This is a genomic window from Tropicimonas sediminicola (assembly GCF_900188335.1).
GTDB classification, from domain to species: Bacteria; Pseudomonadota; Alphaproteobacteria; order Rhodobacterales; family Rhodobacteraceae; genus Tropicimonas; species Tropicimonas sediminicola.
The window spans coordinates 183,066-207,567 of the sequence record NZ_FZOY01000002.1 but is presented as its reverse complement, the minus strand read 5'-3'; the positions used below and the strand labels follow the sequence as shown (position 1 = coordinate 207,567).

27 protein-coding genes are annotated in these 24,502 nt (G+C 66.3%); 9 read left to right on the top strand and 18 right to left on the bottom strand.

The window, feature by feature from the left end; all coding sequences use genetic code 11:
- The 11 genes from CHB86_RS05220 to CHB86_RS05175 all read right to left on the bottom strand — a co-directional run bounded on the left by CHB86_RS05220 (position 1) and on the right by CHB86_RS05175 (position 9,649).
- Positions 1-834 (bottom strand): helix-turn-helix transcriptional regulator, encoded by an 834-nt coding sequence (locus CHB86_RS05220; RefSeq protein WP_089231946.1) that lies wholly within the window; start codon positions 832-834, stop codon positions 1-3.
- A gap of 244 nt (positions 835-1,078) precedes the next feature.
- Positions 1,079-2,077 carry a type II secretion system F family protein gene (locus CHB86_RS05215; protein WP_089231945.1) on the bottom strand — a complete coding sequence of 333 codons (999 nt, stop codon included), beginning with the start codon at positions 2,075-2,077 and terminating at the stop codon, positions 1,079-1,081.
- Between the two features lie 10 nt (positions 2,078-2,087).
- Complete coding sequence (locus CHB86_RS05210) at positions 2,088-3,059, bottom strand: type II secretion system F family protein (RefSeq protein ID WP_089231943.1); 972 nt, start codon at positions 3,057-3,059, stop codon at positions 2,088-2,090.
- A 3-nt stretch (positions 3,060-3,062) separates the two neighbouring features.
- Positions 3,063-4,460 (bottom strand): TadA family conjugal transfer-associated ATPase, encoded by a 1,398-nt coding sequence (locus tag CHB86_RS05205; RefSeq protein ID WP_089231942.1) that lies wholly within the window; start codon positions 4,458-4,460, stop codon positions 3,063-3,065.
- 13 nt (positions 4,461-4,473) lie between these two features.
- Entirely contained in the window at positions 4,474-5,685 is a 1,212-nt protein-coding gene (locus CHB86_RS05200; protein ID WP_089231941.1) for a CpaE/TadZ family protein, read from the bottom strand.
- 15 nt (positions 5,686-5,700) lie between these two features.
- Positions 5,701-6,342, bottom strand: a complete 642-nt coding sequence (locus tag CHB86_RS05195; RefSeq protein ID WP_089231939.1) for a TadE/TadG family type IV pilus assembly protein — start codon at positions 6,340-6,342, stop codon at positions 5,701-5,703.
- A complete protein-coding gene (locus CHB86_RS05190; RefSeq protein ID WP_089231938.1) occupies positions 6,339-6,845 on the bottom strand; it encodes a TadE/TadG family type IV pilus assembly protein in 507 nt (168 codons plus the stop codon). Before CHB86_RS05190 ends, CHB86_RS05195 begins: the two co-directional genes overlap by 4 nt.
- A gap of 4 nt (positions 6,846-6,849) precedes the next feature.
- On the bottom strand, positions 6,850-8,313 hold the full coding sequence (locus CHB86_RS05185; RefSeq protein ID WP_089231936.1) for a pilus assembly protein TadG-related protein: 1,464 nt from the start codon (positions 8,311-8,313) through the stop codon (positions 6,850-6,852).
- Between the two features lie 24 nt (positions 8,314-8,337).
- On the bottom strand, positions 8,338-9,135 hold the full coding sequence (cpaB, locus tag CHB86_RS05180; protein WP_089231935.1) for a Flp pilus assembly protein CpaB: 798 nt from the start codon (positions 9,133-9,135) through the stop codon (positions 8,338-8,340).
- 46 nt (positions 9,136-9,181) lie between these two features.
- A complete protein-coding gene (locus tag CHB86_RS24540; protein WP_176442778.1) occupies positions 9,182-9,358 on the bottom strand; it encodes a Flp family type IVb pilin in 177 nt (58 codons plus the stop codon).
- A gap of 93 nt (positions 9,359-9,451) precedes the next feature.
- Positions 9,452-9,649, bottom strand: coding sequence for a Flp family type IVb pilin (locus tag CHB86_RS05175; protein WP_217898275.1), 198 nt, complete (start codon positions 9,647-9,649; stop codon positions 9,452-9,454).
- Between the two features lie 306 nt (positions 9,650-9,955).
- On the opposite strand from CHB86_RS05175, the gene CHB86_RS05170 reads away from it, so the two are divergent.
- A complete protein-coding gene (locus CHB86_RS05170) occupies positions 9,956-10,900 on the top strand; it encodes a Hint domain-containing protein (protein WP_089231933.1) in 945 nt (314 codons plus the stop codon).
- Here CHB86_RS05170 and CHB86_RS05165 read toward each other — a convergent pair.
- Positions 10,884-11,354, bottom strand: a complete 471-nt coding sequence (locus tag CHB86_RS05165) for a YybH family protein (RefSeq protein WP_089231931.1) — start codon at positions 11,352-11,354, stop codon at positions 10,884-10,886. The two genes, CHB86_RS05170 and CHB86_RS05165, sit on opposite strands and share 17 nt — an antisense overlap.
- Positions 11,355-11,518: 164 nt before the next feature.
- Here CHB86_RS05165 and CHB86_RS05160 point away from each other — a divergent pair, with 164 nt between their 5' ends.
- Positions 11,519-12,310 carry a heme-dependent oxidative N-demethylase family protein gene (locus CHB86_RS05160; RefSeq protein ID WP_245837753.1) on the top strand — a complete coding sequence of 264 codons (792 nt, stop codon included), beginning with the start codon at positions 11,519-11,521 and terminating at the stop codon, positions 12,308-12,310.
- Here the strand turns inward: CHB86_RS05160 and CHB86_RS05155 are convergent.
- The gene (locus CHB86_RS05155; RefSeq protein WP_089231928.1) at positions 12,307-13,212 is read right to left on the bottom strand and encodes a hypothetical protein; all 906 of its coding nucleotides are present in this window, start codon (positions 13,210-13,212) and stop codon (positions 12,307-12,309) included. The two genes, CHB86_RS05160 and CHB86_RS05155, sit on opposite strands and share 4 nt — an antisense overlap.
- Before the next feature lie 194 nt (positions 13,213-13,406).
- On the opposite strand from CHB86_RS05155, the gene CHB86_RS05150 reads away from it, so the two are divergent.
- Both CHB86_RS05150 and CHB86_RS05145 read left to right on the top strand, forming a co-directional pair.
- Positions 13,407-13,580: a DUF1059 domain-containing protein gene (locus tag CHB86_RS05150; protein ID WP_089231927.1), complete on the top strand. Its 174-nt coding sequence runs from the start codon at positions 13,407-13,409 to the stop codon at positions 13,578-13,580.
- Between the two features lie 226 nt (positions 13,581-13,806).
- A complete protein-coding gene (locus CHB86_RS05145) occupies positions 13,807-14,037 on the top strand; it encodes a hypothetical protein (RefSeq protein ID WP_089231926.1) in 231 nt (76 codons plus the stop codon).
- 69 nt (positions 14,038-14,106) lie between these two features.
- Here CHB86_RS05145 and CHB86_RS05140 read toward each other — a convergent pair whose 3' ends face one another.
- From CHB86_RS05140 to CHB86_RS05130, 3 genes are all read right to left on the bottom strand, one after another.
- Positions 14,107-15,366, bottom strand: a complete 1,260-nt coding sequence (locus CHB86_RS05140; RefSeq protein WP_089231925.1) for a calcium-binding protein — start codon at positions 15,364-15,366, stop codon at positions 14,107-14,109.
- A gap of 214 nt (positions 15,367-15,580) precedes the next feature.
- Complete coding sequence (gene glnA / locus CHB86_RS05135; protein WP_089231923.1) at positions 15,581-16,987, bottom strand: type I glutamate--ammonia ligase; 1,407 nt, start codon at positions 16,985-16,987, stop codon at positions 15,581-15,583.
- Between the two features lie 54 nt (positions 16,988-17,041).
- Positions 17,042-17,380, bottom strand: coding sequence for a P-II family nitrogen regulator (locus tag CHB86_RS05130; RefSeq protein ID WP_089231921.1), 339 nt, complete (start codon positions 17,378-17,380; stop codon positions 17,042-17,044).
- A gap of 179 nt (positions 17,381-17,559) precedes the next feature.
- On the opposite strand from CHB86_RS05130, the gene CHB86_RS05125 reads away from it, so the two are divergent.
- Entirely contained in the window at positions 17,560-19,179 is a 1,620-nt protein-coding gene (locus tag CHB86_RS05125) for an NAD(P)H-hydrate dehydratase (protein ID WP_089231919.1), read from the top strand.
- Positions 19,180-19,273: 94 nt separating this feature from the next.
- On the opposite strand, the gene mazG is transcribed toward CHB86_RS05125, so the two are convergent.
- Complete coding sequence (gene mazG, locus CHB86_RS05120; protein ID WP_089231917.1) at positions 19,274-20,092, bottom strand: nucleoside triphosphate pyrophosphohydrolase; 819 nt, start codon at positions 20,090-20,092, stop codon at positions 19,274-19,276.
- Positions 20,093-20,155: 63 nt separating this feature from the next.
- Here mazG and CHB86_RS05115 point away from each other — a divergent pair, with 63 nt between their 5' ends.
- A complete protein-coding gene (locus CHB86_RS05115) occupies positions 20,156-21,319 on the top strand; it encodes a M20 aminoacylase family protein (RefSeq protein WP_089231915.1) in 1,164 nt (387 codons plus the stop codon).
- A gap of 9 nt (positions 21,320-21,328) precedes the next feature.
- On the opposite strand, the gene CHB86_RS05110 is transcribed toward CHB86_RS05115, so the two are convergent.
- Complete coding sequence (locus CHB86_RS05110) at positions 21,329-21,607, bottom strand: hypothetical protein (RefSeq protein WP_089231914.1); 279 nt, start codon at positions 21,605-21,607, stop codon at positions 21,329-21,331.
- A 63-nt stretch (positions 21,608-21,670) separates the two neighbouring features.
- Between CHB86_RS05110 and prfA the strand changes: the two genes are divergently transcribed.
- The 3 genes from prfA (at position 21,671) to CHB86_RS05095 (ending at position 24,491) form a co-directional block, all read left to right on the top strand.
- Entirely contained in the window at positions 21,671-22,726 is a 1,056-nt protein-coding gene (prfA, locus tag CHB86_RS05105) for a peptide chain release factor 1 (protein ID WP_089232565.1), read from the top strand.
- Positions 22,723-23,553: a peptide chain release factor N(5)-glutamine methyltransferase gene (gene prmC / locus CHB86_RS05100; protein ID WP_089231913.1), complete on the top strand. Its 831-nt coding sequence runs from the start codon at positions 22,723-22,725 to the stop codon at positions 23,551-23,553. The genes prfA and prmC overlap by 4 nt, the downstream gene beginning before the upstream one ends.
- Before the next feature lie 227 nt (positions 23,554-23,780).
- Complete coding sequence (locus tag CHB86_RS05095) at positions 23,781-24,491, top strand: DUF4167 domain-containing protein (protein ID WP_089231911.1); 711 nt, start codon at positions 23,781-23,783, stop codon at positions 24,489-24,491.
- The last annotated feature ends 11 nt before the right edge of the window (positions 24,492-24,502 follow it).

Genomic DNA, 24,502 nt, shown 5'->3' with positions numbered 1-24,502 from the left:
TCACGCGATCCGCCGCAGGTCGCCCTGCGGACGCTGCCTCGGACCCTTGAGAAGGAGGTAGAGCAGGTCCGGCATCCCATCTGTCGAGGTCTTGGCATAGACGTTGCGCAGGTGCGTCCGCAGAGTGGCGTTCGAGATCGAGAGCTCTTCGCAGATCCCCTTGTTGGGCAGACCGCGGCTCAGCAGCAGGCAGACCCGGTACTCCGCCCGGCTCAGACGTGCCGGGTTTTCATGCCCGAGAAGGTCGACCGAGTCGAAATCGCGCTCCTGCCGCTTGTCCTCCAGCGCACAGGCCGCGAAAACCCCGTGGCTACGATTTCGCCAGGCCTCGCTGAGGGTCTCTGCAAGCATATTGAGCAATGCATGCTGATTGCGCGAAAGCGGATCCAGGAAATGAAATTCCACGAAATCGGAAAAGCCGTGATCCGTCTGAAGTGGAATGACCACCAGTTCCTGAAGCTTGCGCCGGGAGTGAAACAGATCCAGCGCGGGATCGGTCTCCACCTCGACGACGGAGCGCAGCCAGACGGTGCCGGAGCGCGCGATCGACATGAACTCGCTGAGGATCGATGCCGCGAAGGAACGGGTCAGGCGCGGCTTCGGCGACGCGCTCGACAACGTGTCGTAAGTCACGCATTTCGCTGCCTGAAAGCTCCCGTGCCGGACCCGCGAAAGGGTCATTGCCTCGGCTCCCACACCCTTGGCGATTGCCGCGAGCGCGGACTCGATGGTGTCCTCTCCCTTCAGTGCCTTGCACCAACGGAAGACCGCATCGATCAACGAGACCGCGCTCGCACCCTGACTTGTCTGGAATTCTTCCCCCGAACCGAACATTTTGTACCCCGAAAAATAAAGAACAACACAACACACTTCACATGCTGCTCGGGGTGGATTCTTGCCTATTGGTTCGTTGCCTCTAGGTCAGTTAATGACGCTTTAACGAATGTGTCAAATACTTGGCGGGAATGGATCACAAATTTGAAACAAAGGCTCTGGGCAGTGCAATTGTTCATCGGCAAGGCCACAATTCCCGGGTTCGCCGTGGGAATTGTGGCCGAAAAGTGCCGGGGCCGCGCGGTCAGTTGGCGGCGAAGTAGTTCACGTAACGGATCACCACCGGGCCGAGCGACAACAGGATCAGCGCCGGCAGCATCAGCGAGGCCAGGACCCCGGACATCTTGACCGGCAGCTTGTTGGCCTTTTCCTGCGCCTGCACCTCGCGGTAGTTGCGCAGCTCCTCTGCATAGACGTTGAGAGCCTCCGTCATGCTTGTGCCGAGCTGCATCGACTGGCGTACGACGTTGACGAAGGAATGCACGAAGTCGAGCCCGACCCGGTCGGCCATGTCTCGAAGCGCGGCGTCGCGGGGCCGTCCGGCCTGGACCTCGTGCTGGACGCTGAGAAACTCGTAGGCGATGTCCGGAGAGACCTCCCGCAACTCGTTGCCGACCCGGGTCATCGCCGCGTCGAACCCGAGCCCGGCCTCGACCGAAATCTGCAGCAGGTCGAGCGCGTTTGGAAAGCCGTAGCGGATCCGCTGCTGTCGGGCCTCGACCCGCGCGTCGAGCAGGCGCAGCGGCCCGAAATAGCCGATTGCGACGAGCAGGGTCAGCCACTGGAACATGCCGAAGTTGGACATGCCGTTCAGCCGGACGGCCAGCCCCTCGGGGACGACTTCGGGCATCTCGCGACTCAGGGCCGCAAGGCCGAGGAACACCGCCGGCAGCAGCAGCGCCAGCAGGATCCGCGTGAGCATGAAGCGCGCCACGCTGTTCGGCCCGTCGCGGCCGGCCTGCTTGAGCTTGAGCCGCAGCGCACTGCGTTGTGCGGCGTCCGAGGGCACGAAGGATTTCATGAGGCCGGTCGGGTCCGACTCGACGGGCTTCAGGATGCCCTGGTCGAGCCGCGCCTGGCGGCGCCGGTCCGAGGCGGCGAGCCTGTCGGCGGCCGGGTTGGGGCTGCTGGTCGCCGTGCTCAGGCCGTAGACGAACAGCAGCGAACCGAGCGCGATGCCAAGGATGATCAGCATCTCGCTGCTGATCCCGTAGGACGTGAGGATGGGGTGAATACGGTCCATGATCGTCCCCTCAGAGCTTGAAGTTCACGAGCTTGCGCAGAACCAGCGCATTCGCGATCACGAGGACGATCACGGTGATCGCCATCGGGCGGAACATCGGGTCCGCCATGACACCGCCGTAGTATTCCGGCGTCGCGGACATGGTGAATCCGAAGATCACCAGGGGCAGGGCGGAGAGGAACCAGGCGGAGAGCCGCCCCTCCGACGAGATCGCTCGGATCTTGCGGCGCATGGCGATCCGGTTGCGGATGGTGCGCGACAGAACGCTGATCACCCGCACCAGGTCGCCGCCGGTGCCGTACTGGATGCCGATGCTGGCGGACAGGTAGTTGACGTCTTCGACATCGACCCGCTCGGCGAATTCCTTGAACGCGTCCACCAGGTCCTCGCCGTAGTTCACCTGGTCGTGGATCAGGCCGAACTCGGTGCCGATCGGGTCGGGCATCTCCTCGGCGACGGCGGCGATGGAGGCGGCCAGCGGGTGGCCGACCTTCAGGCCGCGGGCCATCAGCTCCAGCGCGTCGGGCAGTTGCAGCACCAGCTTTTCGGTGCGCTGGTTGATCCGGGCGTTCAGGACCGCCAGCGGCAGAACGAAGGCGGGCACGATGGCGAGCAGCGCCACGGTTCCGATCGGCGCGAAATTCGCACCGACGAGGGTAATCGCGCCCCAGAGCATCAGGCAGGCCGCCACGAACATCCGGGCGCTGATCATCCAGCCGGCCTTGCGCAGCTTGACCGTCAGGTCGCCGACAAAGGGAATGCGGGCAAGCAGCCCGGTCTTCGGCGTCGGCTTCAGAAGCGCGAGAAGTTCAGCGGTTGAGCGACCGTCCGCGATCATCCGCATGCGCCGGCTGCGCGCCTCGTCGCGGTTCTCCTGTGGGCTGAAGAGCTGGCCCAGGCCCGACACGAAGACGAGCGCGCCGACGGCGATGCCGCAATAGACGACGTAGATGATATCCTGGTCCGACAGGCGATCGAGCATGGCTCAGTTCTCCCTCACGGTGAACATCTCGTTGGGCAGCTCCACTCCGGCGGCCCGCAGGCGCTCGGCGGCGAAGGGGCGGATGCCGGTCGCGGTGAACTCGCCCAGCACGGTGCCGTCTTCGGCGAGACCTCGGCGGCGGAAGACGAAGAGGTCCTGCATCGTGATCACGTCGCCCTCCATGCCGGTGATCTCGGAGATCGACATCACCTTGCGGCGGCCGTCGGAGAGGCGCGAGAGCTGCACCACGAAGTCGAGACCGGAGGCGACCTGGCTGCGCACCGCCGAGAGCGGCAGTTCCAGCCCGATCATCGTGACCATCTGCTCGATCCGTCCGAGCGCGTCGCGGGTCGAGTTGGCGTGCACCGTGGTCATCGAACCGTCGTGACCGGTGTTCATCGCTTGCAGCATGTCGAAGGCTTCGGCGCCGCGCACCTCGCCGACGATGATCCGGTCAGGGCGCATGCGGAGCGCGTTGCGCACGAGGTCCCGCTGGATCACGGCGCCGGTGCCCGAGGGGTTCGGCGGGCGGGTTTCGAGCCGGACGATGTGCTCCTGCTGGAGCCTCAGTTCGGCGGCGTCCTCGATGGTGACGATGCGCTCGTGATGGCCGATCGAGGCCGACATGGCGTTGAGCATCGTCGTCTTGCCCGAGCCGGTGCCTCCCGAGATCAGCACGTTCATCCGCGCGGCAACGAGGCCTTGCAGAAGGTCCGCGGCGGTGCGGTTGAGCGCGCCGCTCTTGACCAGCATGTCCATCGTCAGCGGCTGCTTGGAGAACTTGCGGATCGAGATGCTCGGCCCGTCGATGGAGCAGGGGCGGATGATCGCGTTGACCCGGCTGCCGTCCTCGAGGCGCGCATCGACCCAGGGGTTTGCCTCGTCGATGCGCCGGCCGATCCGCGAGACGATCTTGTCGATGATCCGCAGCAGGTGCTTCTCGTCGAGGAACCGCACCGGGGTGCGCTCCAGCACGCCGCCGCGCTCGACAAAGACGTTGCGGTGGCCGTTGACCAGGATGTCGTTGATCGTGGGGTCGGCCAGCAGCGGCTCCAGCGGGCCGAGGCCGAGCACCTCGTGCATCAGCTCGTCGACGACGCGCTTGAACTGCTCGGAGCGCATCGGATTGCCCTCCTCGGTCAGCACCTGGCCGACCAGCGTGGCGACTTCGCGGCGCAGGTCCTCGGGCTGGATCTTGTCGATCACCGACAGGTTCAGCCGGTCGAGCAGGGCGTCGTGCAGCCGGCTCTTGAGCTCCAGGAAGGCGCTCAGCTCGGCATCCTCGGCGGAGACCTTCGCCACCGGCAAGGCATCCGGCTGGTCGATCCGTGCCTCGGGCATGAGCTGGACCACGTTGCCGTCGGAGCCGGACGTCGATCGCTTGCTGAAATTCTTGAACATGGCGTCGTGCTCCTTAACCTTTGATCCTTGCGACCGCTCTTTGGTCCATCGCGTCCGTGAGAGAAGTGCCGAGTTTCCGGAAGGCGCGGGTCAGCGGCGAGCGGCTGGCGACCTCGGACAGCGGCGCGCCTCGATCCAGTGCCAGGCGGGTGGCTTTCGGGTCGGGCGGCAACCAGTGTTTCAGCGGGCGTTCGAGGATCTTCTCGGCCTCGCTGTGCAGCCGGCCCTTGATCAACGGCTTCTTCTCGAAGTTCACCACCATGTCGATGGCAAGGCCGAGGTTGTCCTCGGTATAGGCATCGATCAGGCGGCGGGCCTGCTGGAACGAGGGCACCGCGGTGTCTGTCACGAGCAGCATCCGGTCGCTGAGTTCCAGCACCGGCGAGATCCATCCCACCAGCGCGCGCGGCATGTCGACGATCACGTGGTCGTGGCTGCGCGCCAGCGTCTCGAGGATCGCCTTGACCTGCGCGTTTGTCAGCGCGTCGAGCGGCGCGAACTTGGAGGGCGCGGGCAGGACCGAGAGCCCGGACGGCAGTTTGACGAGGGATTGCTCGAGGAAGGTCTCGTCGGGCAGCGTGTCCTCGCTGGCCATCTGGTAGAGGCTGTCGTTCCGCGCGGCGTCGAGGAAGCCCGCGACGGCGCCAAACTGCAGGTCCAGGTCGACGATGGCGACGCGCTTGCTGGGCTTCTTCTTGAGACGGCCCTGCCGGCTGAGCAGCATGTCCGCGAGGTTGACGGCGACGGTGGTTGCCCCCGCACCGCCGCGCGCCTGCGCAACCGAGATGATCCGGCCCTGTTTCGGCGCGCCGCCGCCCGTCGCCACGGCCGGCGCATGGGAGGCTGCGGCATGGCTGAGCGCCGCCTTCAGATCGTCGAACGAGGCCGTGTCGGGCAGCACCGCATCGGCGCCGGCCCGGGTGAGATTGTGCGCCGCCTGCAGCGAGGCCGAGGCCTCGGTCAGCGCAACGATGGTCGCCCGCCGGGTGGCCTGGCTGCGGATCAGCCGGACAGCCTCCTCGTCGTCCTTCGAGCCGGTGTTGGCGCGGAACAGGATGACCGAATGCTTGTGGGCGAGCTTCACGGCATGGCCGTTGATCGCGGCGAGCGGCAGGCCGATTTCCTCCACCTCGCAACTCTTGTCATTGCGGATCTCGTCGGCGAGCTGTCGCGACGTTGGATCGATGAACCCGACGAGGGCGATGGAATTGGAGCTGGCAGTCATGTCGGTCTCCTCTCTCTATCCCGCAGAGCCGTGGGCCAGGTCTTCACCCGGCATCGACACGCTCATGGCAGGGAAGGCGATGTCTGCGCCCAGCCCGGTCGGGGCCGTGGCGCCCGTCAGCCCGACCAGCGCGCCCAGCGGCGAGATGAAGCGGAACTGAAGGTTCTGAAGCTCGACTGTCACGACAGGCACGTAGGGCCCGCCGAGGAAGCCGAGATTGGGGTCGTAGGCATAGCTGAACCGCAGCGCGTCCGGGTTGGCGTCGTTGGGCAGGGTGCCCCGCACGATCGGCCAGATCTCGGCCACGGTGGAATTGGTAAGCGCGCCGGCGCAGGAGATCGTGCCGGCGGGCAGGCAGACATTGGCCCCGGCGTTACAGCGCGTCCCGTAGTCGGGCGGGGTCGTGTCGGTGTTGTCGGGGTCGATCAGGTGGAATTCCGGCACCCCGGCGCAGGCCGGCGGGCGCACGGCCGCGACGCGGGCGGCGATGTGCATCGCCTTTTCGGCGGTGACATAGTGGAAGGCCATCCGGCCGAAGTCGATCAGCCCGAACAGGATCAGCAGGAACAAGGCGAGCACCAGCGCGAACTCGACCAGCGTCGCGCCGTCCTCGTCGCGCCGGAAGGCGCGCAGGCGATATGTGCGGTGCGGTTTCATGTTCCGAAGATCCGGCTCTGGTCGGTGACGCTGGTGTTGATCGTGGTGCGATCGCTTCCGGCGAAGCGGAAGAGGCCGGCAAAGGGGAAGGTGATCGTCACGTTGGCGGTGACGGCGGCCACGCCGACGACGGGCACGCGGTAGCTGCCGGAGAAGCAGGTCACGCGCGGGGTGACGGAGGTGATGGTGATACCGGTCGGGAAAAAGGCGTCGCCCGCAGAGGATTCGCGCACGATGCTCTCGACCTTGCCCTGCCAGGCGGCGACGGAACCGCCGCCGCTGCAGACATCGGAGGGCACGACGCGGGCGAGATAGCGCGTGGCATCCCGTACGCCCGATCCCGTGGCCTGGTAGGACCACATCAGCCGCCCGCCCTCGACGATCACGGCGAAGATCAGCAGCAGCATCGGAAGCAGGATCGCGAACTCAACCAGCTGTGCGCCGTTCTCGGAGCGGCGGAACCGGCGGAGGTTTGAGGGGATATGGCGGAACAGGCGTGTCATGGGATCACCGGTAGAGCTGCACGACATCGTGGAAGGTCGCGCCCGCTGCGCCGCCACCGACGCCACCGGCCGTGCCGACGACCTCGCCAAGGATGTCGAACTGCTTGGCACCGCTCACCTTTCCGGGCTGGACGAGGAAGATCTTGACGAATTCCTGCACCGGCACGTTGCTGGCCGAGCCCTGGATGTTGTTGGCCGCGCAGTCGATCCCGGCGACGATGATGACACGGCGATCGGGGTTGGACGTGGCCTGCGGGGCGCATTGCGGACGGCCGGTCTCCGGGTTGCCCGCGGGCAGGATCGCTTCCGACGACAGCGCGCCGCCGTGCAGGTCGATCTCCTTCTTGTAGAACTCGTATCGGGTGGCGTCTGCGGGCAGCCCGGTCGGGTCCACGCCGCCGTAATTGACGTTCACGTAGTTGGCACGTCCGGTGGCCCAGCCATTGCCGTCGCCGAAACGCGGGCAGCCGGGGAAGCAATCGTCCGGCGGCAGGGGCACGGACAGCGGCGTGGGGTCCTGGTTGCTCACGACGTTGTCGTCGGCCTTGCAGCTCTTGGTAACCAGGCCATCGATGACGTTCGGCGCGGGCGCGTAGTCCGGGTCGTTCTTCTTGTTGTTCATCGTGGCGGAATACATGTCGAACCGGACGTTGATCGCGGCGTCCTCGATGCCGACCTTCTGCCCGGGCTCCATGTCGACGCCCTTCTGCACGAAACACTGGGTGATGCTGCCGACGGCGCCGAGCAGGCATCGGTCCAGCTGCTGGTTCGACAGGCCGGCGCAGGGGCCGTTCGGATCGACCTTCACGTTCTGCGGGTCGAGGAACCCGAAATCGCCAGGCCCCCAGGCCGCGCCTTGGCCGCCGGTGCGCAGCAGCACCATGTCGCCGGTATGGTCGTCGGCCGACCAGTCGGGGCCAGGCACGCAGAACATCATCGGAGTGATGTCGCAGGCATACATCGTGAAACCCGCCACGGCCGAGGCACGCACCACTCCATCGGGCGCGGCATTTCCGGTGAGCGCGGCGAAGGCGGCGGCGAAGGTCATGTCGACGGTGCTGGCGGTGGCCGTCGCGCGGACATAGGCGGCGTCCTCCGGCTCGGTCGCGATGTCCGTCATGGCCGTCAGGTCGCTGGAGGGCAGGGAACGGAAGAAGGTCAGCGCATAGTCCGCGTCGCCCGACAGGGTGCTGTCGCCGGAGCCGAACGTCTTGTGATCGGTGATGAAATTGGCGGCGGCGGCGCGGGCACGGTCGATCGAGTCCGGGCGGCCGTCCAGCTCGCCGGCGGCGGCGAGCGCCACGTGGTCGGCAAAGGATTGCAGTTCGGTCTGGGTGATGCCGATGCGGCCGAGATCGAAGGACAGGGCGACCAGGCCGAGGAAGGTGGCGAAGGAAATCCCCCAGAAGACCAGTATGGTCCCCTCCGTCGCCTTGCGCAGTTCACCTATGGAACGAAACGGTTTCATCGCGCTCTCCCTCGGCCATGCGCCTCAGCGCAGCTCCTGAACTTCGGGCACGTTGCCGCGGCGGACCACGACGGTCTTCGAGATCCGATCCTCGAGCGGGGCATCCATCAGGATGTCGCTCAGGCGGATCAACTCGAGCTTCTGGGTTTCTGCGGCTTCGTAGTTGCGCAGGGTCAAGCTGAGCGTCCCGGCCTGCTGGGCAAGGGCGAGCCGCTGGCCCTGTTCCGGGGTCACTGCAACGGTCACGGTGCGCGCCACCTCGGGCGTGTCGACATGTTCGTCTGCGTCCTGGTCGACACCGATAACGCGGATGTTCTGCAGGATGGTCACCGCGCGCAGGTCGTCCCGCTGCCCTTGGGTGAGCAGGACGTCGACGAAATCGCCGGGCGTCACGAAGCCGCCGACGGCGGTCTCGGCCGAGACCTTGATCGCCATGGCGCGCAGGTTGGGGCCGAGCGCCTGGCCAATGGTAACCTTCTCGCCGAAGTCGGACACCTTCACCCGCATGATCAGCTCACCTTGCGAGATCGCGCGCTTGGCGCGGCGCGTTGGCTGGCCACGCTCGGGCAGAAGTTCGTCGCGGTTGGTGAATACGCCCGCCGGCACCGCATCGCGGGGCCACTCGATGGTCTCGAGCAGATGGGATTCGATTGATTGGCCCAGCGAGATGTCCTGCCGTGCAACAAGCACACTGACCGTGGCTGCCGGCTCTACCGCCAGCGCGGCGGCTGTGCTCCGCTCGACGTAATCGCGGGCGAAATATGCGGACCCACCGGCAACGGCGAGGCCCACAAGGGTTGTCAGAATGGCGCTCAGTCGCATGTTTGGTCCTTTCGGTTTCGTATCGCGCCTTTGCGCGGATGGCGGGTCAGTCGGGCATCTCTTGCTGGGCCGCGACGATCGCATCCTCGATCTCGAGGCCAAGAGCGGTCAGCGCCGTGACCCCGACGAGCATCGCGAGCGACAGGGCAACGCCGTATTCGACCAGCGTCGCGCCGCGGGTGTCGCGGGTAAGGTATTTAAATCTAATAAGAAAAAATTTCATCTTTGGCTTTCAGGTGAAACGTTGGGCTTCGGGGGGAGGCTTCTGCGACCGCAGGCGCGGCCGCAGAAGAGTTTCGAGAAAGCTCGCACCAAGTCAGTTGGTGGTGGTGGTGGTGCTCGGCATCTCTGCGCCCGCGGCGTCCATCGCGTCGCCAATTTCGTCGCCGAGAGTCGTCAGCGCCGCGGTGCCGAGGCCGACGGCCAGGGCGATCGCGATGCCGTACTCGACAAGGGTCACACCCTTCTCGTCTTTGGAAAAACGCTTGAAGGTGCGCATCAGGTAGTTGGTCATGGTTTCCCTCCAGGATTTAGCCGGTAACCGGCTTAAACACAGCCGCCGAGACACTCCGGCCAGCTTCCTCGAGAGTTTCAGGTCGCCAAGTGGCATCCACCGTCAATTTGGATGAGGAACTCTACCGAAGGTTGAATTGCTTTGCGTCGATGTGTTTTTTGATGGGAAGTTGGGCGCCGAAACGGGCAGGGCGGTCGGGAGGTTTCCCTGCTTGGAGCAAACGTTCGCCACATTGAGGAGGGATGGTCTCCTCAAGAAATCCAATCGCCGAACACCCGGACGCCATATCGGGTGGAGTTCCACACGATGCCGTTCGATATCCTTGCACACACGGTCAACTCGACAGGCGGCGGCAATTTCGTCGTCCAGAACACGACGCTGTCTGCGACCATCATCGATGCGGACACGATCACCTTTGACGGTGGCGCGACGTTCCGGAGCTACACCTACCTCGGGCAGGGCAATTACCGGGGGACTGGGCAGTCGGGGGAATTCATCGAGGTCGAGGGAGAGATCTACGCCTATGCCTCTGACAATCCGACCGGCCCCCTGCGGACCGGAAACTGGCAGATCTCGGGAGGCGATCTCGATCCGACGGACCCTCCCTGCTTCCTCGCCGGCACGCTGATCGCGACACCGCAGGGAGAGGTTCCCATCGAACGGCTCTCGGCGGGCGACAGGGTCGTGACGGCCTCGGGCCGCGTCGCGCGGATCCTCTGGGCCGGGGCGCGGCGCGTTCCGGCGGCGTCACTGAAGCGGGATCCTCGGTTGCGGGCCGTCGTGATCGGGGAAGGCGCGCTCGGCAACGACCGGCCGCTGACCGTGTCCCAGCAGCACCGCGTGCTTGTCGCCGGTGGCTGCGTGGAACTCTGGTTCGGGCTGGAGGAGATCCTCGTCCCGGCAAAGGCGTTGCTGGCCTCGGGACGGGCCTGGTTGATGGGAGACGGTGAGGCGATCACCTATCACCACCTGCTGCTCGAGCAGCATGACGTCATCCTGGCCAATGGCGTGGCGGCGGAGAGCCTCTTCCTCGGCCCTCGCGGACTTGGCCCGACCCGGTCGGACCTCGAGAAACTATACCCCTGTCTCGCCCCGGGCCCGGTCCATGCCAGACCGGCGCGCCCCTTCGCCAGTATCGTCGAAGGCCGCGCGTTCTTCGCCAGAGCGGATTACCGGGCGCGCGGGCCGGCGCCCCTGCTGTCCCCGGCAGAGGCCTTGGCGGAAAGCCGGTCGATCAGTTGTTGCTGTTGAAGCAGTCGCGATAGATCTTCCAGGTACCGTCGTCCTGCCGTTTCAGGATCGTCAGGAACTTGCCGTCAAGCTCCATCTCCTGGCCGTCCCTCATGCGGGTCGAGCTGTAGACCCCGCGCGAGAACGCCCAGTCGCCGGCAATCTCGATGTCGATCGGATCGATCTCCATCGCGGTGACCGCTCCGGGCACGAAGGCCTTCGGAACGGATTCCTGCAGCACGTCAAAGCCGCGCGCCGGAATGCCCGGCGGCATCTGGATCCCCTCGGCGTCCCAAAGCGACAGCCAGGTTTCGGCATCCGCGTCCACCCGTGCGGTGCTGTAGGTCTGCCAGAGGCCCTTGATGGCGGCCTCGTCCGCGGCGTCGTCGGCATAGGCGGGCAGGGCCATACCCAGGCCGAACGCGGCGGCGGAGCAGGCGGCCAGTGTGATATGTGTCCAGCGATGCTGTCTCATGTGAACCTCCCGATGTCGGGTCCGCGCGCCATGATGATGGTACCATTACGCAACGTCATCGAGCCATGACGCAGATCAGCCGGAGCGCCCGTTGCGTCTTGCGCGGAGGCAGCGGCAGAATGCCACCTGTTCCGGCGCGCGGGGCGCGTTTCAAGTCGGCATCCATGTCAGATCTCGCTCAGCCCCAGATGATCCTCAACCGGGTCGTCTCGAACCCGCCCTGGGAAGACCCGCGCACGCATCGCCTGCCCGGGATCTCGCCGCTCGACATGGCGGATTGGCTATGGGTCCTCGATAGCTACCCTGCCCAGATGGCCGAGCGGGAGCGCCTACTGGCGGAGGTCACGCCCCGTGTACATGCCCTGCCGGAGGCGGCGCTGCCGGCCGCGCAGGAACTCTACGACATCGTGCTCGCACAGCTCGCTGATCGCGGTGATTTCCGGCTGGAGGGTGAGGTGATGCGCTGCCCCGACAGCCGGCTGGTGCGGCTGGACCGTGATGCGCCGCTCCTGACGCTGGGCCGGCTGGTGCAGGAGGATCTCTGCCTGCTGGAAAAGCCGCCGGGCGGAACGGAGCACCTGCTCACGGCCGCCGTCCTGTGTTTCCCGGCTAGCTGGACGCTCTCGGAGAAACTTGGCCGCCCGATGGTGGCGATCCATCGGCCCGTGGCTGAATACGATGCCGAGCTAGCACGACGTGTGCAGCGCCTGTTGGACGGCGTTCGGCCGGGCCGGCCGCTCTGGCGCGCCAACCGGCATCATTACCGGGACGCGGCGCTGTTCCATCCGTTGCGGGAGGGCGAGGTTCGGGCGGAGGCAGAAAACGAGGCGCCTTTCCTGCGTTCGGAGCGCCAGTGCCTGCTCCGGTTGCCCGAAACAGGTGCCGTGGCTTTCTCGATCCACACCATGGTGATGCGCCGCTCGGACCTGCCAACAGGCGCGGCGGTGGCGCACTAGAGAGCCGTCTGGAAATACCCCGCGCCGCCGTTGCAGACCGGCAGGCCGTTACGCTCCTCGAGCACCAGGCCGAGCGCGCCTCCGCTCAGGCGGTGCACCACGAAGCGCTCGCCGTCCTCGAGCCCGAAGGCGGCGCCTTCCTCCGGCAACGCCTCGGTGGCGCGGACATGGGCGACAAAGGCGAGGACGCGCTTCATCAGCCAGTCGAACCGCACCCGGGCCGGGGCGATGCGCAAGGTGCAGCCGATCAGGGTCTCCGCGCCCCGGATGTCGAACTCCGGCAACAGGCCCTTCGCCTCGGTGCCCTTCGCGGGTGTTGGCGTGCCTATCGGGGTCGGATGCAGGAACAGTGGGAGCGGGAACAGCATGCCGTCCATGGCGCGGAAGCGCGGGGCGGGGAAGATGCGGTCGGACTGGCTCCAGTAGACGGCGAGTGGGTGGCTCGATTCCGCCAGCCAGGAGGCCGCGACATGGCCCGCCATCAGCATCAGGTCGTAGGCCTCGCGCGTGGCGGAGAAATTGCGGTTGCGCAGGGCCGAGGCCTCTGCGGGTTCGGCGCCGTCCGTGGTCGCCTCGCGCGGCATGGGGGTGCATCGCAGCTCGAGGCTGATCGCGGCCCTGTGGCGGGCGACCAGACCGGCCCAGTCCTCATTGAGCAGCTCCTGAAGGCGGGAGTCGATGGACGAATCCAGCCGGGCCGAGGTGATCGGCAGGTCGCGCTCGCGGATCTCGATGCACAGGCCCCGGGCATTCAGCGTGGTGCCGTGCCGCGCGGGAAACTGGTCGAAATGCAGCCCCGACGGGCCAAGGATCGTATTGAGACGCACCCGCAGACCGGGCGCGTCTGCCACGGCGGGACGCGGCAGGAGGAGCGTGACGGAGATACGATCGGGCAGGTGCATGGCGGGGCCTTCTGATGTGGGGACCTGCGCGCAAGATGCCCGGGCTTTGCGGTCGGATCGTGGCGCGGGCGGGGAAATCGCGAGGAGCGGACGGCGATGGCGCCTTGTTCTGCGGCGCGGCGTGCCCGGTTGATGCATCTTTGCGAGACCATGGTATGGTGGGCGTCTATCGAGCGCGACAGGGAGGAAGCGCCATGACAAGACTTCTCAAATGCGGTGACCTTATGCCGGGATGTGATTTCGAAGCCCGGGCCGAGACCGACGAAGAGCTGCTCGAAATGGCGGCGAAACATGCCCAGGAGGTGCACCGCGTCGAGGTGACGCCGGAGCTGGCCAAGCAAGTGAAAGAGGCGATCCGGCTGGAGTGATCCGGCGAGGACCTTGGCACGGTTCAGTAGCAGGCAGGCGCCCCGGGGGCGCCTGTTTTGCGTTTCGGGGAGGGCCACATCGGCGAGCTGCCGCGCAGGACCGGCGGGGACCTGCCGACTGACCGGCGGGCTCGGGGACGGGCTGTGATATTCGATAATTTGCATGTATTGCGAGCGCAGCCCGGCGGCAGTTTCGGGTGTCACTCAACCAAGGAACCGCAGGCGCATGAAATCCACCCTCGCACTCGCCGGCCTTCTGGTGGCGCTCTCGCTCACCACCGCCAGGGCGGCGCATAACAACCCCTGGGCGTCGGAGGGCGACACGCTCCTCGGCCAGAACCACGACGAGAACCAGGAGTTCAGCGCCGACCGTCCGGGCGAGGACGAGATGAGGGGTGTGGAAAAATCCCGTGGCCGTGACAACGTGACCGGTCCGAAAGGCAAGCGCTCGAAATGACGGGCCCGCGCCGCGCGCGTGAGGCACAGGTCGTCGGTAATGTGCCCTCCCGGGGGAGGGCACTGAAGCTCAGGCGATGAAATCCCCGGCGCTGACGCTGTTGGGATCCACGTCCTCAAGGTAGACCTCGGCGTTCTTGTTCAGGCGAACCAGCGTGTCGTTGCCGTTGTCGCGCGACAGGATCTTGAGGTCGCGGGGGCGGTTGGCGGCAACGATGGTCAGGCTGTCCTGACCGGGGTCGTAGTCGCCGACGTAGTCCGAGCCGAAATCGGTGCCGTAGAACAGGAAGCTGTCCGCTCCCTCGTCGCCGCGCATCCAGTCGTTTCCGCCGTAGATCCGAAAGACGTCGTTGCCATCGCGACCGCGGAAGCCGTGATCCTTGTTGCTGTCGATGATGACATCCCGCTCGTCCGAGCCGTCGATCCGCTCGATGCTCTTGAGCGTGTCGGTCGTGCCGAAGCCGTCCTTGACCTTGCCGGTCTTCATGTTCGCGCGGATGCCGTTATAGCCGCCGTGATCGTCATCCCGGTCGTACCGGACGCTGTCCCAGCCGCCGCGGCCATCCAGAACGTCGTTGCCGGCAAAGCCGACAAGGGTGTTGTCCTTGCCGTCACCGCGGATGACGTCCTTGAGGAAGGTGCCCCGTACGCCCTCGATTCCCTTGACGCTGTCTTTCACCCCGTCAGGCCCGACAATCTCCCCGGCCTTGAGATCCGCCCTGATGCCCTGGGTCGCGCCACCGGGATTGTAGTACCACTCATCGTAGCTTACCTGGTCGAAGCCAGCGCCGCCGTCGTAGGAATCTCTGCCTCCCAGATCGATGATGAAGTCGTTTCCGCCTTTGGCTGTGACGGTGTCATTCCCCCGGCCGGTCCGGATGTCATCATAGCTCTGGTACAGGTCCCATGTTTCCGGCTTGCCGTTCTGGGCGCCGATATGGGTCGAGTCGAACCCGTCGAGGAACTGGAAGAGCCGGTCGAAATCTCCTTCGCGGTTGTACCAGCCCTGAACCGCAACCAGTGGCACGTCGATTTTGGTCACCTTGATCTGCAGGTCGCCGCTCGGGTCGAACATCCGGATCTCGGTGATCGATCCGGCGTAGAACTGATCCTCACCCGCGTTGCGGCCTTCCTGTGGCCTGTAGGTCTTGCTCCCCTCCGTCAGGAACTCGATACGATAGGCGTTGCGGTCGTCCTCGAAGCCGCGCCCGAGCGATTCATTGTAGGTCAGGACAATCTTCTTCGCCTTCACGTCCACGTCGTAATACTCGGTGTCCCAGCGAAACGCGTGAATGCCCTTGTTCGCGTTGTAGTAGTTCCAGGTAGCCATCTGTCCCCCTCCGTGGCCGAATTTGTCGTTGCAAAAGTCACCTATCGTAGCATTACCCTAGGTAATTTTCAACGTTTGCGGGTGTTTGCGGGGATTGTCGCGATCTTGGCGACAGCGATCCGGTCGCATGGCTCATCCGGATCGGTCGGTCGGAAAAGGAAAAGGGGCGCCCCGAAAGGCGCCCCCGCTGTCACTGTCCCTGATCTCTTTCGGATCAGCAGCTGTAGTACATCTTGAACTCGACCGGGTGCGGCGTGTGTTCGAAGGCGTAGATCTCTTCCCACTTGAGATCCATGTAGCCCTCGATCTGGCTCTTGGTGAACACGTCGCCGGCGAGCAGGAACTCGTGGTCGGCGGCCAGGCACTCCATGGCTTCACGCAGCGAGGCACAGACGGTCGGGATGCCCTCGAGCTCTTCCGGCGGAAGATCGTAGAGGTCCTTGTCCATGGCTTCGCCCGGATCGATCTTGTTCTTGATGCCGTCGAGGCCAGCCATCAGCAGGGCCGCGAAGCAGAGATACGGGTTCGACGACGGGTCGGGGAAGCGGGCCTCGACGCGCTTGGCCTTCGGCGACTCGGCCCACGGGATCCGGACGCAGCCGGAGCGGTTGCGGGCGGAGTAGGCGCGCAGAACCGGGGCTTCGAAGCCGGGGATCAGGCGCTTGTAGGAGTTGGTCGACGGGTTGGTGAAGGCGTTCAGCGTCTTGGCGTGCTTCAGGATGCCGCCGATGTACCACAGGGCCTCGTCGGAGAGGTCGGCGTACTTGTCGCCCGCGAAGAGCGGCTTGCCTTCCTTCCAGATCGACATGTTCACGTGCATGCCGGTGCCGTTGTCGCCGGCGATCGGCTTGGGCATGAAGGTGGCGGACTTGCCGTAGGCGTGGGCCACGTTGTGGATCACGTACTTGTACTTCTGCAGCTCGTCGGCCTGCTTGGTCAGCGTGCCGAAGATCAGGCCGAGTTCATGCTGGCACGACGCCACTTCGTGGTGGTGCTTGTCGACCTTCATGCCCATGCGCTTCATGGTCGAGAGCATCTCGGAGCGCAGGTCCTGGGCGTCGTCGGTCGGGTTCACGGGGAAGTAGCCGCCCTTGATGCCCGGACGATGGCCCATGTTGCCCATCTCGTACTCGGTGTCGGTGTTCCAGGCGGCGTCGATGGCGTCCACCTCGTAGCCGACCTTGTTCATGCCGACCTGGAAACGCACGTCGTCGAACAGGAAGAATTCGGCCTCCGGGCCCATATAGGCCGCGTCGCCGATGCCGGAGGCCTTCAGGTAGGCTTCGGCCTTCTCGGCGGTGCCGCGCGGGTCGCGGTCATAGGCTTCGCCGGTGTCGGGCTCGACCACGGAGCAGTGCACGGCGAGGGTCTTCTCGGCGTAGAACGGATCCATGTAGGCCGAGTTGGTGTCCGGCATCAGCTTCATGTCGGACTGGTCGATGGACTTCCAGCCGGCAATCGAGGAGCCGTCGAACATGAAGCCTTCTTCCAGGAAGTCCTCGTCGACCTGATCCGACATCACGGTGACGTGCTGCAGCTTGCCGCGCGGGTCTGTAAAACGGACATCGACGTACTCGACGTCCTCCTCCTTGATGGTCTTGAGAACCGCTTCTTTGCTCATGGTGACCTTGGTCCCTTTGTCAGTATTGGATGGATTGCGGGTTTGCGTGGCGGGTCAGAGCGCGTCGTCGCCTTCTTCGCCGGTTCGGATGCGGATCGCCTGTTCGACCGAGGACACGAAGATCTTGCCGTCGCCGATCTTGTCGGTCTTGGCGGCGGTCATGATGGCCTCGATGGCGGCGTCGAGCTGGTCGTCGGGCAGCACGACCTCGATCTTCACCTTCGGCAGGAAATCCACGACATACTCGGCGCCCCGGTAGAGCTCCGTATGTCCCTTCTGCCGCCCGAAACCCTTGACCTCGATCACGCTCAGCCCTTGCACGCCGACGTCCTGAAGGGCTTCCTTCACGTCGTCGAGCTTGAAAGGTTTGATGATGGCTTCGATTTTTTTCATGGTGGCGGCCGACTCCCTGTGATCCGTCCCGGTAAATGCAGAGACCATCAACCCGGAGGGGGAACAATTCAAGAGCCGCGGCGGCATTGCGCCGAAAGGCCGTTTCATGAGTGAGTGGTTAAAAACTGTGCAAACTGCCTGCGTATGAGGCGAACAATAAATCGGGTGGGCCAAATTTGATGACCGAACTTCTTACATCTGCACAAATGCGCGCCATCGAACAGACGGCGTTCGACCTTGGCGCGGCCACGGGTGCGGAGTTGATGGAGCGGGCCGGGCAGGGCGTGGTGGAGGCGATCCTGGCGTCTTTCCCCGATCTGGAGCACGGATCGCGGCGGGCGGTGATTCTCTGCGGGCCGGGCAACAACGGCGGTGACGGCTTCGTCGTGGCGCGTCTTCTGAAGGAGCGGGGCTGGACCGCGGAGTGCTTTCTCTATGGCGAGGCCGACCGATTGCCGCCCGATGCCCGCGCGAATTTCGAGCGCTGGTCCGTGCTCGGGCCGACCACGGATTTCAACGACTGGCGCTTCGCCTTGCGCTACGGCGTCGGCTCCAACGGCGCCGAGGCGCCGACCCTCGTGATCGACGCGCTGTTCGGGACCGGCCTGGTGCGGCCGCTGGCGGACGATCTCGACAGGGCCCTGCGGGAGCTGGACGCCGCCTTTCCGAAGGGGACGGCGAAACGCGTCGCGGTCGATGCGCCCTCGGGGCTGTGCATGGACTCGGGCCGGCCGCTGGTGCCGGGGGCGAAGGTCGAGCTGCCGCTGAAACAGGATATGACAGTGTCCTTCCATCGGTTGAAGCTGGGCCATGTGCTGTCCGAGGGGCCGGAGTCCTGCGGCGCGGTGCGGGTGGCCGATATCGGGCTCGACCAGGCGGCGCTGCGCGCGGCGCGCAGCGAGTTGCGCGAGACCCTCGGCGCGGCGGTGACCAGGGCGATCCCGCGCGCCTACGAACTGCGCAAGGGCGGGGAGGATGCGCCGGGCGTCCATAAATACGACTACGGCCACGCGCTGGTCGTGTCCGGCGGCCCCGGGCATACCGGCGCGGCACGGCTGGCGGCGCGCGGTGCGCTGCGGATCGGCGCCGGGCTGGTCACCGTCGCGGCGCCGGGCTCGGCGATGACAGAATGCGCCTCGCATCTCACGGCCATCATGCTCGCGCGGTGCAACGGCGCCTCGGACCTCGGCGCGATCCTGGGCGACGAACGGCTCAACGCGCTCTGCCTCGGGCCTGGGCTCGGCGTGGGCTCCGCGACCCGCGACATGGTGATGACCGCGCTCGGCAGCCGGCGCTGCTGCGTGCTGGACGCCGATGCCCTGACCTCCTTCGCGGGCTCGGCGCCCTCGCTCTTCGCCCACCTGCATTCGCGGGTGATCCTGACGCCACACACCGGCGAGTTCGCACGGCTCTTTCCCGACATCTGGGCGAAGCTCACGGACCCCGCGACCCGCGGACCGGCCTATTCCAAGGTCGATGCGACGCAGGAGGCGGCGGCGCGGGCGGGCTGCATCGTTCTGCTCAAGGGACCGGACACGGTGATCGCCGAGCCGGGCGGGCGCACGGTGATCAGCGCGGCGAGCTATGACCGCGCGGCGCCCTGGCTGGCGACGGCGGGCGCGGGCGACGTGCTGTCCGGCATGATCACCGGGCTTCTGGCGCGTGGCGTCTGGCCGGTGACGGCGGCCGAGATCGCGACCTGGCTGCACGTGGAGGCGGCGCGGCGCTTCGGCCCCGGGCTGATCGCGGCGGACCTGCCGGACCTGCTGCCGGCGGTGTTCCGGGAAATCGGCGTCTGACGGGAAGCGGCGGACAGCTTGCCAGACTGCGCGCCTGCGGCGCATTCCTCTTGAGCGCTTCGCGCGGTCTGGTTCTAGGCGAGCCCTGTGGGGTTCAGTCCCGGCCGGACTCGCTGCGTTTGGCCGCGTTCCAGAGCGCGTCCATCTCGTCGAGCGTCGCTTCGGCGGGCGACGAGCCGGATGCGTGAAGCGCGTCCTCCAGGGCATTGAAACGGCGGATGAACTTGTCATTGGTGCGGCGCAGGGCCTGCTCCGGGTCGACGCCCAGATGCCGCGCGAGGTTGGCCAGCACGAAGAGCATGTCGCCCATCTCGTCCTCGATCCGGTCGTGCGAACCGGACGCGGCGGCCTCGGCAAGCTCTTCGGCTTCCTCGCGGATCTTGTCGAGCACCAGATCCGCATTGTCCCAATCGAATCCAACCCTTGCAGCGCGTTTCTGAAGTTTGTAGGCGCGCAGGAGCGCCGGCAGCCCGAGCGCCACCCCGTCCAGCACGCGCGCCTCGCCCTTCTCCTGCCGCTCGCGGGCCTTCTGCACTTCCCAGTCGCGGGTCTGCTGCTCGGCTGACTTGTCCCGGCTCTCGTCGCCGAAGACATGCGGGTGGCGGTCGACCATCTTGTCGGAGATGCCGTCGGCGATCTCGCCGAAGGTGAAGCGGCCTTCCTCGGCGCCGATCTGGGCGAAATAGACCACCTGCAGCAGCAGATCCCCCAGTTCGCCCTTGAGCTCCCCCCAGGCCTCGCGCTCGATCGCGTCGGCGACCTCGTAGGCTTCCTCGATCGTGTAGGGGGCGATGGTCTGCCAGGTCTGTTCGATATCCCAGGGGCAGCCGTTTTCGGGATCGCGCAGGCGCGCCATGATCTCCAGCAGGCGTGGCATTCCGCCCATGGGGTCGTTGATCAGGGAATCGTGCATGGTCGCGGCTCCTGTCCTGGACTAGGGTCGCCGCGAATTAGGGCGGTTTCGGGAGACATGTCCATGCCGGTTCTCAATCGCATCGCGGGCTATGCCGAGGAGATGCAATCCTGGCGGCGCTGGCTGCACCGCAATCCGGAACTCGGATTCGACCTGCCCAGGACCTCTCGGTTCGTCGCCGAGCGGCTGCGCGAGATCGGGGTGGATGAGCTGCATGAGGGCATTGCCGGCACCGGCATGGTGGCGCTGATCAAGGGGCAGGGCGACGGGCCGGTCGTCGGGCTCCGGGCCGACATGGACGCGCTGCCGATCGCGGAGGAAACCGGGGCGGAGCATGCCAGCGAAAGCCCGGGGCGGATGCATGCCTGCGGGCATGACGGGCATACGACGATGCTGCTCGGCGCGGCGAAGTACCTCGCCGAGACCCGGCGTTTCGCGGGCACGGTGGCGCTGATCTTCCAGCCGGCCGAAGAGGATGGCGGCGGCGGCCGGGAGATGTGCCGCGAAGGGATCATGGAGCGCTTCGGGATCGGCGAGGTCTATGCGCTGCACACCGCGCCCGACATGGAGGCCGGCCGCTTCGCGACGCGCCCGGGGCCGCTGATGGCGGCGGTGGACGATTTCGAGATCACGCTGCGGGGCGTCGGCGGGCACGCCGCCTGGCCGCAGCAGTCGGTGGACCCGGTGGCGGCCTCGGTGCAACTCGTCTCGGCCTTCGACACGATCCTCTCCCGCAACGTTGCACCGCTGGATACGGTGGTGCTGTCGGTGACCCGGATCAACGCGGGATCGGCCAACAACGTGATCCCCGCACAGGCGGTGATCGGCGGCACGGTGCGCAGCTTCCGCCCGGAGGCACAGCAGATGGTGCGCCGGCGGATGGAGGAGATCTGCGCCGGGATCGGCGCCGCGATGGGGGTGGAGATCGTGCTCGACTATCGCCCGGAATACCCGGCGACGGTCAACCACGCGGCACAGACGGAATTCGCCGTGGAGGTGGCGCGCGAGATCGCCGGCGAGGGCAGGGTGGAGATGACCCGCAACCCCGAGATGGGGGCGGAGGACTTCTCCTTCATGCTGCTAGAGCGGCCCGGCGCGTTCCTGTTCATCGGGCAGGGCGAGGGGCCGATGTGCCACCACCCGGCCTTCGATTTCAACGACGAGATCGCGCCGGTCGGGGCAAGCTTCTTTGCGCGGCTGGTAGAGCGGGCGCTGCCGCTCGAGTGACCGGGGGCCTCATACCGGACTTATGGAGAGCAGCGCGCGGGCCGGGCCGCGCTGTGAGCTGACGCAGCCGTCGCCGGTCTCGCGCCACATCGGGGTGTTGAGAGACATCTCGCAACGGGCGAGAAAGGCGCGGCCGTCGACCGTCAGGCAGATGGTCTCGCCCAGCTCCACGCGGGCGCCCTGCCGGTCCGTGCAGTAGCAGTCGATGCCCGTGCCGGCCTCTCCCGGGCCCTCCGCGAGGGCGGGGCCGGCGGCAAGCAGAAGAGGCAGGAACGGCAGGCTGCGCATCCGGAGATCATAGCATATCGCGACCTCTTGACCAAAGCCGCGCAATCCTGCACGCAGCCCGGCATGGTTCCCGAGGAAAGACTTCAAGAGATTACGGCGCGCTTCGAGTTCCTGGAGGCGAAGATGGCCGGGGGTGCCGGGGCGGGCGAGATCGCGCGCCTCGCGAAGGAATATTCCGACCTCAAGCCCGTGGTGGCCGAGATCGCCGCCTGGCGCCGGTGCCGGTCCGATATCGCAGAGGCCGAGGCGATGCTCGAGGACCCCGAGATGAAGGATCTGGCGGAGGAGGAGCTTCCGGACCTGCGCGCCCGCCTGCCGGAACACGAGAAGGCGCTGCAGCTGGCGCTGCTGCCCAAGGACGCCGCCGATGCCCGCCCGGCGATGATCGAGATCCGCCCCGGAACCGGCGGCGAGGAGGCGGCGCTCTTTGCCGGGGATCTGCTGCGCATGTACCAGCGCTTTGCCGAGGCCGAGGGCTGGAAGTTTGAGCTGATCGAGGCGCAGGAGAGCGAACTTGGCGGCATCAAGGAGGCCGTGGCCCATGTGCAGGGCGACGGCGTCTTCGCCCGGCTCAAGTACGAATCCGGCGTCCATCGGGTGCAGCGCGTGCCGGAGACCGAGAGCGGCGGGCGCATCCACACGTCGGCCGCCACCGTCGCGGTGCTGCCCGAGGCCGAGGAGGTCGATATCGCCATCCCGGCGAGCGATCTCAGGATCGACACGATGCGCGCCAGCGGCGCCGGCGGCCAGCACGTGAACACCACCGATTCCGCGGTGCGGATCACCCACCTGCCGACCGGCATCGTGGTGACGAGTTCGGAGAAATCCCAGCACCGCAACCGCGAGATCGCCATGCAGGTGCTGCGGGCACGACTCTACGACATGGAGCGCCAGAAGGCCGCCGACGAGCGCGCGGCCGACCGGCGCAGCCAGGTTGGCACGGGTGACCGCTCGGAACGGATTCGCACCTACAACTTCCCGCAGGGGCGGATGACCGACCACCGTATCAACCTGACGCTCTACAAGCTCGACCAGGTGATGCAGGGCGACCTGGGAGAGGTGATCGACGCGCTGACTGCCGACGATCAGGCCCGCAAGCTGGCCGAGATGGGCGCGTGAGCGCCACCTTCGCGGACGTGATCGCGACGGCGACGGCGCGCCTGCGGGCGGCCGGGGTCGAGACGCCCGAACGCGATGCCCGCAGGCTGGTGGCCTTTGCCGCGGGGATTGGCGCCGACAGGCTGAGCCTGCACCTGCGTGATGCCTTCGAGGGCGGGGAGGCGCTGGAAAATGCGCTCGCGGCTCGAGAAGAGCGCAGGCCGGTGTCCCACATTATCGGCGAGCGGCTGTTCTACGGGCGTCCGTTCCGCGTGACCGCCGATGTGCTCGACCCGCGCCCGGAAACCGAGACGCTGGTTGCCGCGGCACTGGAAAAACCCTTTGAACGCGTACTGGACCTTGGTTCAGGAACTGGCTGTATCCTGCTGACATTGCTTGCAGAATGCCCCGGATCGACGGGCCTCGGCGTAGATGCCTCTCCGGCCGCGCTCGACGTCGCACGCAGCAATGCCGCGGCGCTCGGGATCGACGCGGAGTTCCGCCAGTCGGACTGGTTCGGCGCGGTCACCGGGCAATTCGACCTGATCGTCTCCAACCCGCCCTATATCGCCGCGGCGGAGATGGTCGGCCTTGCGCCCGAAACCCGGCTCTGGGAGCCGCGGATGGCCCTGACCGACGAGGCCGACGGGCTTTCGGCCTACCGCGCCATCGCCGCAGGCGCCTCGGCACACCTCGCCCCCGGCGGGCGGCTCATGGTCGAGGTCGGCGCCACCCAGGCTGCGGCCGTGGCGGAGATTTTCGGGGCGGCTGGGCTTGAAGACATCGGCTTTCGTACCGATCTCGATGGACGCAGAAGGGTGGTCATCGGAAACGCAGAACGCCCATGAACGTGCCCCAAACGGCACGTTCGGACCTGTGATCGGCGCTTTCCGGCTGTTTGAACGGTTTTTGACTTGTCACGGCAGCCGTCGCATGATTAGCAGAACAGGCACGGAACGGCGGCCGACGGCCCCCCGCGCACGAAAGCCATAACAACTCGGACCGACGCGCGGGCGCTGAGCCTGCAGCAAGCAACACAAGGTCCGCCCCCGCAACAAGGCGGAACTAGATACACATGAGATCATCCAAGTCACGTTCGCGTTCGAAGTCGAACCGCTCGCGCTCGATGGGAAATATCGTCAACCGGGTCTTCGATTCGTCGGGTCCGGAGGGCAAGGTGCGTGGCACCCCGCAGCAGATCATCGACAAGTACACCCAGCTCGCCCGCGACGCGACGCTGGGCAACGACCGGGTTGCCGCGGAAAACTTCCAGCAGCACGCGGAGCACTACACCCGCATGCTGGGCGAGGCGCAACGCGAGCAGGATGCCCGCCGCGAGCAGCAGGAGCAGTCCAACCGGGACCGTCAGCGCGAGCGCAACGACGGGAACAACGGAAACTCCGGTGGGGACGGCGGGAACAACGCCGGCAACCAGCGCCGCGAGGATTTCCGCTCGGACGCGTTCCAGTCGATCGACCAGCCGGACACCAGCGGACCGGACGTGATCGAGGACGCGAGCCAGGGTACCCCGCAGCCCGACCTCGTGATGGATGTGCCGCCGGCCAAGAAATCCGAAGCGACTGTGGTGGATGCGCCGGCCGAAGGCGGAGAGGGCAACACGCTCGTCGAGACGCCCGAAGCCAAGGCCAAGCCCAAGGCGAAACCGCGCGCCCCGCGGACCCGCAAGCGCAAGACGGATACGCCCGAAGCCTCCGCCGCCCCGGCGCAGGATGCTCCGGCCGAGGCGCCCGGTGGGCAGGAAAGCTCAACCGAGACCGCGAAGTAACAGCGCGCGCT

Excerpts from the sequence above, each read along its gene's own strand:
- CHB86_RS05220 (WP_089231946.1), bottom strand. The coding sequence starts at position 834 with ATGTTCGGTTCGGGGGAAGAATTCCAGACAAGTCAGGGTGCGAGCGCG.
- CHB86_RS05175 (WP_217898275.1), bottom strand. The coding sequence starts at position 9,649 with ATGACCAACTACCTGATGCGCACCTTCAAGCGTTTTTCCAAAGACGAG.
- CHB86_RS05095 (WP_089231911.1), top strand. The coding sequence starts at position 23,781 with ATGAGATCATCCAAGTCACGTTCGCGTTCGAAGTCGAACCGCTCGCGC.
- CHB86_RS05130 (WP_089231921.1), bottom strand. The coding sequence starts at position 17,380 with ATGAAAAAAATCGAAGCCATCATCAAACCTTTCAAGCTCGACGACGTG.
- CHB86_RS05210 (WP_089231943.1), bottom strand. The coding sequence starts at position 3,059 with ATGCTCGATCGCCTGTCGGACCAGGATATCATCTACGTCGTCTATTGC.
- CHB86_RS24540 (WP_176442778.1), bottom strand. The coding sequence starts at position 9,358 with ATGAAATTTTTTCTTATTAGATTTAAATACCTTACCCGCGACACCCGC.
- CHB86_RS05200 (WP_089231941.1), bottom strand. The coding sequence starts at position 5,685 with ATGACTGCCAGCTCCAATTCCATCGCCCTCGTCGGGTTCATCGATCCA.
- CHB86_RS05215 (WP_089231945.1), bottom strand. The coding sequence starts at position 2,077 with ATGGACCGTATTCACCCCATCCTCACGTCCTACGGGATCAGCAGCGAG.
- CHB86_RS05165 (WP_089231931.1), bottom strand. The coding sequence starts at position 11,354 with ATGAGACAGCATCGCTGGACACATATCACACTGGCCGCCTGCTCCGCC.
- CHB86_RS05170 (WP_089231933.1), top strand. The coding sequence starts at position 9,956 with ATGCCGTTCGATATCCTTGCACACACGGTCAACTCGACAGGCGGCGGC.
- CHB86_RS05140 (WP_089231925.1), bottom strand. The coding sequence starts at position 15,366 with ATGGCTACCTGGAACTACTACAACGCGAACAAGGGCATTCACGCGTTT.
- mazG (WP_089231917.1), bottom strand. The coding sequence starts at position 20,092 with ATGCACGATTCCCTGATCAACGACCCCATGGGCGGAATGCCACGCCTG.
- CHB86_RS05155 (WP_089231928.1), bottom strand. The coding sequence starts at position 13,212 with ATGCACCTGCCCGATCGTATCTCCGTCACGCTCCTCCTGCCGCGTCCC.
- CHB86_RS05160 (WP_245837753.1), top strand. The coding sequence starts at position 11,519 with ATGTCAGATCTCGCTCAGCCCCAGATGATCCTCAACCGGGTCGTCTCG.
- CHB86_RS05125 (WP_089231919.1), top strand. The coding sequence starts at position 17,560 with ATGACCGAACTTCTTACATCTGCACAAATGCGCGCCATCGAACAGACG.
- CHB86_RS05145 (WP_089231926.1), top strand. The coding sequence starts at position 13,807 with ATGAAATCCACCCTCGCACTCGCCGGCCTTCTGGTGGCGCTCTCGCTC.
- cpaB (WP_089231935.1), bottom strand. The coding sequence starts at position 9,135 with ATGCGACTGAGCGCCATTCTGACAACCCTTGTGGGCCTCGCCGTTGCC.
- CHB86_RS05190 (WP_089231938.1), bottom strand. The coding sequence starts at position 6,845 with ATGACACGCCTGTTCCGCCATATCCCCTCAAACCTCCGCCGGTTCCGC.
- CHB86_RS05110 (WP_089231914.1), bottom strand. The coding sequence starts at position 21,607 with ATGCGCAGCCTGCCGTTCCTGCCTCTTCTGCTTGCCGCCGGCCCCGCC.
- CHB86_RS05150 (WP_089231927.1), top strand. The coding sequence starts at position 13,407 with ATGACAAGACTTCTCAAATGCGGTGACCTTATGCCGGGATGTGATTTC.
- glnA (WP_089231923.1), bottom strand. The coding sequence starts at position 16,987 with ATGAGCAAAGAAGCGGTTCTCAAGACCATCAAGGAGGAGGACGTCGAG.
- CHB86_RS05195 (WP_089231939.1), bottom strand. The coding sequence starts at position 6,342 with ATGAAACCGCACCGCACATATCGCCTGCGCGCCTTCCGGCGCGACGAG.
- CHB86_RS05185 (WP_089231936.1), bottom strand. The coding sequence starts at position 8,313 with ATGAAACCGTTTCGTTCCATAGGTGAACTGCGCAAGGCGACGGAGGGG.
- CHB86_RS05205 (WP_089231942.1), bottom strand. The coding sequence starts at position 4,460 with ATGTTCAAGAATTTCAGCAAGCGATCGACGTCCGGCTCCGACGGCAAC.
- CHB86_RS05115 (WP_089231915.1), top strand. The coding sequence starts at position 20,156 with ATGCCGGTTCTCAATCGCATCGCGGGCTATGCCGAGGAGATGCAATCC.
- prfA (WP_089232565.1), top strand. The coding sequence starts at position 21,671 with ATGGTTCCCGAGGAAAGACTTCAAGAGATTACGGCGCGCTTCGAGTTC.